The 8803-nt window shown below is 70.2% G+C and carries 5 protein-coding genes; 4 read left to right on the plus strand and 1 reads right to left on the minus strand.

Translation table 11 applies throughout. The features are described 5' to 3' along the window. The first annotated feature begins 25 nt into the window (after positions 1-25). The gene (locus ACWDX9_RS36295) at positions 26-1798 is read left to right on the plus strand and encodes a S9 family peptidase (RefSeq protein WP_449962186.1); all 1773 of its coding nucleotides are present in this window, start codon (positions 26-28) and stop codon (positions 1796-1798) included. Between the two features lie 98 nt (positions 1799-1896). On the opposite strand, the gene ACWDX9_RS36300 is transcribed toward ACWDX9_RS36295, so the two are convergent. After that, entirely contained in the window at positions 1897-2991 is a 1095-nt protein-coding gene (locus tag ACWDX9_RS36300) for a PP2C family protein-serine/threonine phosphatase (protein ID WP_449962188.1), read from the minus strand. 135 nt (positions 2992-3126) lie between these two features. Between ACWDX9_RS36300 and ACWDX9_RS36305 the strand changes: the two genes are divergently transcribed. The 3 genes from ACWDX9_RS36305 (at position 3127) to ACWDX9_RS36315 (ending at position 8379) form a co-directional block, all read left to right on the plus strand. Continuing rightward, on the plus strand, positions 3127-3294 hold the full coding sequence (locus ACWDX9_RS36305) for a hypothetical protein (RefSeq protein WP_449962191.1): 168 nt from the start codon (positions 3127-3129) through the stop codon (positions 3292-3294). Between the two features lie 267 nt (positions 3295-3561). Then, entirely contained in the window at positions 3562-7746 is a 4185-nt protein-coding gene (locus tag ACWDX9_RS36310) for a HAMP domain-containing protein (RefSeq protein WP_449962194.1), read from the plus strand. A 3-nt stretch (positions 7747-7749) separates the two neighbouring features. Continuing rightward, on the plus strand, positions 7750-8379 hold the full coding sequence (locus ACWDX9_RS36315) for a response regulator (protein ID WP_350732628.1): 630 nt from the start codon (positions 7750-7752) through the stop codon (positions 8377-8379). The last annotated feature ends 424 nt before the right edge of the window (positions 8380-8803 follow it).

Genomic DNA, 8803 nt, shown 5'->3' on the forward strand with positions numbered 1-8803 from the left:
ACATCAATGGGAGGGGGCGCACCGGATGAAGGCGGAGGAACGCTGGCAGGCCAGGTTCCGCGCGTCGCGCATGACGCTGCCGTCCTGGGCACGCCAGGCCCCCAACCGCTCCATCTATCGCTCCAACGCCACCGGCACCTGGGAGGTCTACGCCTGGGACCGGGTGAGCGGCGCCGTCCGCCAGGTCACCGACCGCCCGAAGGGCACCGCGTACGCCGCCATCGACCCCACCGGCCAGTGGATCTACTGGTTCGCCGACACCGCCGGCGACGAGTTCGGCGTGTGGTGGCGCCAGCCGTTCGCGGGCGGCCCCAACGAGCCGGTCGCCCCCGACCTGCCGCCGGGCCAGCCCGGCGGCCTCGCCCTGTCCACGACGGGCGTCGCGGCGATCAGCATGGCCAGCGAGGGCACGTTCAGGATCCATGTTGTCCGCGTCGGCGGCCCGGCGAGTCTCCTGTACGAGCACAGCGAGGCCGCCTGGGTGGCCGACATGTCCCTCGACGGCTCGCTCATCGCGATCAACCACGGCGAGTACGGCGACTTCCGCCACCCCGCGCTCCGCGTCGTCCGCCCGAGCGGCGAGACCGTGGCCGAGATGTACGACGGGCCCACCAAGGGCGTCACCGGCCTGCACTTCGCCCCCGTCGTCGGCGACCGCCGCCTGCTGGCCCTGCACGAGCGCCGCCAGCGCCACGAGCCCCTGGTCTGGGACCCGGTGAGCGGCGAGCAGCGCGAGATCTGGTTGAGGGACCCCGGCGACCTGAACGCCGAGTGGTACGACGACGGCCGCGGCCTGCTCATCCTGCGCGACCACCGCGCCCGCACGTACCTGCACCGCTACGACCTCGCGGGCGGCGGCCTGACGCTCATCGACACGCCGCACGGCGTGATCGAGGAGGCGTCTCCCCGGCCCGGTGGCCACGTCGAGTACTCCTGGTCCAGCGCCTCGCGCCCGCCGGTCATCCGCTCCAGCAGCGGCCAGGTCGTGGTCAATCCCGGCGGCCCGCCCGCCCCGCCGAGCGTCCCCGTCGAGGACCTCGACGTCGACGGCGAGGGCGGCCGCATCCACGCGCTGGTCTCCAAGCCCGAGACGGGCGTCGCCCCGTACCCGGCCGTCTTCCTGCTGCACGGCGGCCCGACGGCGCACGACCGCGACGCGTTCTCGCCGGAGGTCGCGGCCTGGGTGGACGCGGGGTTCGCGGTGGTGCGGGTCAACTACCGGGGCTCGACCGGGTACGGCTCCGCCTGGCGCGACGCGCTGCACGGCGACGTCGGGCACATCGAGCTGGCCGACGTGGCCGCCGTCCGCCAGGTCGTGGTCGATCGCGGCATCGCCGACCCGAACCGGATCGTGCTGGCCGGCGCGGCCTGGGGCGGCTATCTCACACTGCTCGGCCTCGGCACCCAGCCGGAGCTGTGGGCGGCCGGCATCGCGGCGGTGCCGATCGCCTGCCACCAGACCTCGTACGAGGACGAGGCGGAGAGCCTGCGCGCCTACCACCGAGCGCTGCTCGGCGGCTCACCCGACGAGCAGCCGGAGCAGTACGCGGCCAGCTCCCCCATCACCTACGTCGACCAGGTCAAGAGCCCGCTGCTGATCCTCGCGGGCGAGAACGACACGCGCTGCCCGCTGCGCCAGATCGAGAAGTACGTGGCCAAGCTGGCCGAGCACGGGCGCGAGCACGAGGTCTACACGTACGACGCCATCGGCGGCTCGCTCGTCGTGGCGGAGCGGATCGCGCAGACCGCCCTCCAGCTCGAATTCGCCAGGAAGCACCTGGATCACAGTGATATTTGACACACTGTAAGAAGTTTCCCGACTGATCGACTTGACCGTCAGACTCTTCCGGTGACAGCATGTGCCGACGCTGTTACAGGGAGGCGTTATTGAGCGTGTTAGCGGGCGCGCAGCACCACGATGGCCAGGTCGTCCTGGCTCGGCTCGGAGGCGAACTCCGCCGCGCCCCTGCGGATGCGCTCGGCCACCGCTCTGGCCGACAGCCCGGCGCATTCGGCCAGCAGCTTGGCCAGCCCGCCTTCGTCGTCGAGCAGCCGTCCGCCCGAGCGCCGCTCCGTCACCCCGTCGGTCACCGCCAGCAGCACGTCGCCGTGCTCAAGATGCACGGTGTCGGCCTCGAACATGACCTCGTGGAAGACCCCCAGCAGCGACTGCGGCGTGGTCACGGCCTCCACCTTGCCGCTCGGCTTGAGCCGCAGCGCCTCGGGGTGTCCGGCCGACACCAGGCGCACCTCCAGCCCGGTCGCCACGGGAGTGATGTCGCCGTGCAGCAGCGTGAGAAACCTGGCGCGCTCGCCCTCCTCCAGGATCGCCTGGTTGAGCCGCCCGAGCACGGCCGCCACGCCGTACCCCTCGCGGGCCAGCAGCCGCAGCGTGTGGCGGGCGAGCCCGGTCACGGCGGCGGCCTCGGGGCCCGTGCCGCACACGTCGCCGATCGCGAACCGCCACGAGTCGTCGCCCGCCTTGAACAGGTCGTAGAAGTCGCCGCCCACCTCGTTGGTCTCGCCGGCGGGCTCGTAGATGACGCCGTAGTCGAGCCCGGGGACCTCGGGCTCGTTGGGCGGCAGCAGGCTGCGCTGGAGCGCCCGGTTGGCGGCGGCCTGCTGCGCGTAGAGCCGGGCGTTGTCCATGGCCAGCGCGGCACGCCTGCCGATGTCCTCGGCGAACTGGATGACGTCGTCGGGGAAGCGGTCGGGCCGGCCCAGGCACATCATGCCGAGCCCGCGCCCGCGCGCCGTGAGCGGCACCGCGAGCACCTGCGAGTCGGCCAGGTGGACGGTCGAGGTGACCCTGGTGTCGGCGGCGGCCACGTCTATATCGGCGAGCTGCTCGCGCAGCCCGTCGATCCTGGCCTCGTCGGCGTGCCAGAGGTAGACCAGCCGCATCGGCCCGACGGAGTTGTCGGAGGTGTAGACGGCGCACCAGCTGGACAATCGCGGGACTACGACCTGGGCGACGAGGGCAGGTACCATGTCCGGGTCGAGTGTGCCCGCGAGCAGGTCACTCGCATCAGCGAGGAATCCGAGCCAGTGCGGACCTCGGGCGCTCTCCTCCAGCCATTCGGCGGCGATCCTGTCCGGGGAGCCAGGTAGCGTGAGCCTAACCCAATGGACACGGGAATCGCCCGTGAAGGTGACTCCCCACTCTTCGACGTTCGCGGAAGGAGCTTTCGGATCACCCTGCGAGAGGCTTCGCTGCCTCAGTTCGACCTGTACGGCATCCCCGAGATGCTTCCAGATCACCTCAAACGGCTCGTCAGCAACCTGTTCGGCTAGATCTCCCGCGACTTGTTCGGCGGTATGGAGCACGCCGCCGGTGGCCCACGCGGTCATCACCTCGCGCGTGAACCTCATCGCAGCCGTCACAGCGGTCTCACCCGGCGCGAAGGTCGCAGCGAGCACGGCATGGGGAGAAGCAGTCATCCCACCGTGCCTACCACACTTCCAGCTGACTTGGGGTAAATCCAAGGGCAGGACTCAGAGCTACTCATCGTGACAGACTTGTATCACTCGCCGGAGCCCGCCGCGAGTGAAGGAGGCCCCATGACCACGGCCAAGGCCGCGCCAACCCCGGAGGAGAGGACCTACACCGAGTCGGATCTCATTCCGATCCTTGAGACCCTTTTCTCTTGGCGTGATGGTGATTTCCGGCGTCGTGTCCCCCACGCGCCTCCCGGGATCCTCAGCGAGGTCCGGCTGCTGCTCAACGAAGTGGCCGACCGCCGCGAACACCTGGCGAACGAGCTGGTGCGCGTTCGCAAAGAGGTCGTCAAGGAAGGGCGGTTCGGCGAGCGGCTGACGCCCGGGCCGGGCGTCGGCGCGTGGGCTGAGAGCGTCGAGTCGGTCAACCAGCTGATCGACGCCCTGGTGAGCCCCGTGAGCGGCGCGGCCGACGTGATCGACGCGGTCGCCAAGGGCGACCTGTCGCGCCGGATCGACCTCGACCGGTCCGCCAGGGGCGAGGTGCGGCGCCTCGGCAAGGCCATCAACGGCATGGTCGACCAGCTCGCGCTGTTCAACAGCGAGGTCACCCGGGTGGCGCGCGAGGCCGGCACCGAGGGCCGGCTGGGCGGCAGCGCCAACCTGCGGGGCATGTCGGGAAGCTGGCGCGACCTCACCGAGGCCGTCAACACGATGTCGTCCCGCGTGGCCGCGCAGGTGCGCGACATCGCGGTCGTGACCACCGCGGTGGCCAAGGGCGACCTGAGCCGCAAGGTGACGGTCGACGCCGTGGGCGAGATGTTCGAGCTGAAGAACACCGTCAACACGATGGTCGACCAGCTCTCCGGCTTCGCCGAGGAGGTCACCCGAGTCGCCCGCGAGGTGGGCACCGAGGGCCAGCTCGGCGGCCAGGCCCAGGTGACCGGCGTCTCGGGCGTCTGGAAGGACCTGACCGACAACGTCAACTTCATGGCCAACAACCTGACCTCCCAGGTGCGCAGCATCGCGACCGTGGCGACGGCGGTGGCCCAGGGCAACCTGTCGAAGAAGATCACCGTCGACGCCGAGGGCGAGATCCTCCAGCTCAAGGACACCCTCAACACGATGGTGGACCAGCTGTCCTCCTTCGCCGACGAGGTCACCCGAGTCGCCCGCGAGGTGGGCACCGAGGGCAAGCTGGGTGGCCGGGCCGAGGTGAAGGGCGTGTCCGGGGTCTGGAAGGACCTGACCGACAACGTCAACTCGATGGCCAACAACCTGACGTACCAGGTGCGTAACATCGCCCAGGTGACCACGGCCGTGGCCAACGGCGACCTCACCCGCAAGATCGACGTGGACGCCCAGGGCGAGATCCTCGAGCTCAAGTCGACCATGAACACGATGGTCGAGCAGCTGTCGTCGTTCGCCTCCGAGGTGACCCGAGTCGCCCGGGAGGTGGGCACGGAGGGGCAGCTGGGCGGCCAGGCGCAGGTGCGCGGCGTGTCCGGGGTCTGGAAGGACCTGACCGACAACGTCAACTTCATGGCCAACAACCTGACCTCCCAGGTGCGCCAGATCGCGGCCGTGTCGTCGGCGGTGGCCCAGGGTGACCTGTCGAAGAAGATCACCGTTGACGCGCAGGGCGAGATCCTGCAGCTCAAGGACACCCTCAACACGATGGTGGACCAGCTGTCCTCCTTCGCCGACGAGGTCACCCGAGTGGCGCGCGAGGTGGGCACGCAGGGCCAGCTGGGCGGCCAGGCCCGGGTGACCGGCGTCTCGGGCGTCTGGAAGGACCTGACCGACAACGTCAACTTCATGGCCAACAACCTGACCTCGCAGGTGCGTAACATCGCCGAGGTCACCACGGCCGTGGCCAACGGCGACCTCACCCGCAAGATCGACGTGGACGCCCAGGGCGAGATCCTGGCCCTGAAGACCACCATCAACCGCATGGTGGACCAGCTGTCGTCGTTCGCCTCCGAGGTGACCCGAGTCGCCCGCGAGGTGGGCTCCGAGGGGCAGCTGGGCGGCCAGGCCCGGGTCGAGGGCGTCGAGGGCACGTGGAAGCGGCTCACCGAGAGCGTCAACGAGCTGGCCGGCAACCTCACCACGCAGGTGCGCGCCATCGCCACCGTCACCAGCGCCGTGGCCCGCGGCGACCTGACCCGCTCGATCGCCGTCGAGGCGCAGGGCGAGCTGATGGAGCTGAAGGACAACATCAACTCGATGGTGGCCAACCTCCGCGAGACCACCCAGGCCAACCAGGAACAAGACTGGCTCAAGTCCAACCTGGCCCGCATCTCCAGGCTCATGCAGGGCCACCGCGACCTGCTCGAGGTGGCCAAGCTGACGATGAGCGAGCTGACGCCGCTGGTCTCGGCCCGCTACGGCGCCTTCTACGGCATCGACCCCGAGGGCGACCACGAGCTGATACTGATCGGCGGGTACGGCGTGCGCCCCGACCGGGGGCCGCGCCAGCGGTTCGCGATCGGCGAGGGCATCGTCGGCCAGGCGGCCGCCGAGGGCCGGCACATCATGCTCGACGACGTGCCGCCGCAGTTCATCACCATCGACAGCGGGCTCAGCCAGTCCACGCCTGCGCAGATCGTGGTGCTGCCGATCCTGTTCGAGAGCCGGGTGCTCGGCGTGCTCGAGCTGGCCTCGTTCACGCCGTTCGGCGAGGTGCACCTCGACTTCCTGCGCCAGCTCGTCGAGACCATCGGTGTCACGATGAACACGATCATCGCCAACTCCCGCACCGAAGACCTGCTCACCGAGTCGCAGCGGCTCACCAGGGAGCTCCAGGAGCGCTCCGACGAGCTGCAGCGCCAGCAGGAGGAGCTGCGCAGGTCCAACGCCGAGCTGGAGGACAAGGCGGCGCTGCTGGCCAAGCAGAACCGCGCGATCGAGATCCAGAACTTCCAGATCGAGCAGGCCCGCCGCACCCTGGAGGAGCGCGCCGAGCAGCTGGCGGTCTCCTCGCGCTACAAGTCCGAGTTCCTCGCGAACATGTCCCACGAGCTGCGCACGCCGCTCAACAGCCTGCTGGTGCTGGCCAAGCTGCTGACCGAGAACGCCGAGGGCAACCTGACCTCGCAGCAGGTGGAGTTCGCCCGTACGATCCACAGCGCGGGCTCGTCGCTGCTCCAGCTCATCAACGACATGCTCGACCTGTCCAAGGTCGAGGCGGGCCGGATGGACATCCACCCGATCCAGGTGTCGCTGCCGAAGATGGTGGACCTGCTGGAGGCGGCGTTCACGCCGCTGGCGCAGGACAAGGGGCTGTCGTTCAGCGTCGACGTCGAGAACGACGTCCCGAAGGAGCTGCGCGCCGACGAGCAGCGCCTGCAGCAGGTGCTGCGCAACCTGCTCTCCAACGCGGTGAAGTTCACGCCGCGGGGTGAGGTGAAGCTGCGCGTCTCGATGGCGCCGCCCGGGGTCGACTTCGACGACGACACCCTGCACGGCGCCGACGACCTGCTCGCCTTCCAGGTGATCGACACGGGCATCGGCATCGCGCCCGACAAGCGGGACGTCATCTTCGAGGCGTTCAGACAGGCCGACGGCACGACGAGCCGCAAGTACGGCGGCACGGGCCTGGGCCTGGCGATCTGCCGGGACATCGCCAGGCTGCTCGGCGGCGAGATCCACGTGGACAGCGAGCTGGGCAAGGGCAGCTCGTTCACGCTCTACCTACCGGCCTCCTACACCGGCCCGCTGGCCGCCACCGACGGCGGCGTGGCCCGCCGCCAGCTGATGACGGCGCCGGCGGAGGAGTCGGCCGCCACGGTCGTGCCCGAGCCGCCGCTGCCGCTCGACCTGCCGATGCAGGAACTGGTCGAGCCGGTGGAGACCCCGGCCCAGTGGCAGGGAGACGACCCGCTCAGCGGCGCCAAGATCCTCATCGTGGACGACGACATCCGTAACGTGTTCGCGCTGACCAGCGTCCTGGAACGACACGGTTCCACGGTCGTCTACGCTGAAAACGGTCGGGAAGGGATCGAGCAGCTCGAACGAAACGAGGACGTCGCGCTCGTGCTGATGGACATCATGATGCCGGAGATGGACGGCTGGGCCACCACCTCCGCCATCCGGCGCATGCCTCAGTTCGCCGACCTGCCGATCATCGCGCTGACCGCCAAGGTCATGCGGGGCGATCGCGAGAAGAGCATCGCCTCCGGCGCGTCCGACTACGTCCCCAAGCCGGTGGACGTGGACCGCCTGCTCGAACGCCTGCGCGGCTGGCTGAGCCGCGGGCGCGGGTCCATGTCCGACTCGTCAGCCTCAGCAGCCGAAGGGTCGTGATCGATGCCAGATCGCGCCAAGATTCTCCTCGTTGACGATCGCGAGGAGAACCTGATCGCCCTCGAAGCCATCCTCAGCTCCCTCGACCTGGTGCCGGTGCGCGCCAGGTCGGGCGAGGAGGCCCTCAAGGCGCTGCTCAACACCGAGTTCGCCCTGATCCTGCTGGACGTGCGCATGCCCGGCATGGACGGCTTCGAGACGGCCGCCCACATCAAGCGGCGGGAGCGGACCAGGAACATCCCGATCATCTTCCTGACCGTGGTGGACAGCGCGCCCGACTACGCCTTCCGCGGCTACGCGGCCGGGGCGGTCGACTACCTGACCAAGCCGTTCGACCCCTGGGTCCTGCGGGCGAAGGTGTCGGTGTTCACGGAGCTGTACAACATGAACAAGCGGCTGGCCGAGCAGGCGTCCCTGCTCCGCGACCGCGTGAGCGGCGAACTCCCGCCGGGGGTCGGCGACCACGCCTCGGTGCTGCCCGAGCTGTCGCGGCGGCTGACGGCGGTGGAGGATGAGCTGGCCCGGGTACGGGAGCTGGCCCGCAAGGCCCAGGACCCGGCCCTCACCGTCCCCCTGTCCGACCTCACGGACCGCCTCAACCACCTCCGCGCCGGCTTCGACGCCCTCTCCTGACCCCCGCCCCCCGGCCCCCCGCCGGGCATGACGGTGGGGCATGGAGGCGGGGGCATGGAGGCGGGCGCGACGGTGGACGGCGCGACGGTGGACGGCGCGTCACACCGACGGCGGGCACGACGGCCGGGGGCATGGCGGCAGGGGCATGGCGGCAGGGGCATGGCGGCAGGGGCATGGCGGCCGGACGCGACGGCGGTCGGCGCATCACACCGACGACGTGCGGCAACTCGAGCGCAGGCACCACCACGCAACCGCCGCCTCCCAAGCGCCGCGTCGGCGAGCCGCCGGACGGCGGTACCCGGCGCAACGCGAACGGCGCTCAGCGCGGGCCAAACCACGGGCGGCCTGGGGACAGGGCCGGGACGGGGACGGGCCGGTGCCACGGGCGGGCCGGTGCCACGGGCGGGCCGGTGCCACGGGCGGG

The sequence above is a fragment of the Nonomuraea sp. NPDC003201 genome (assembly GCF_053590415.1).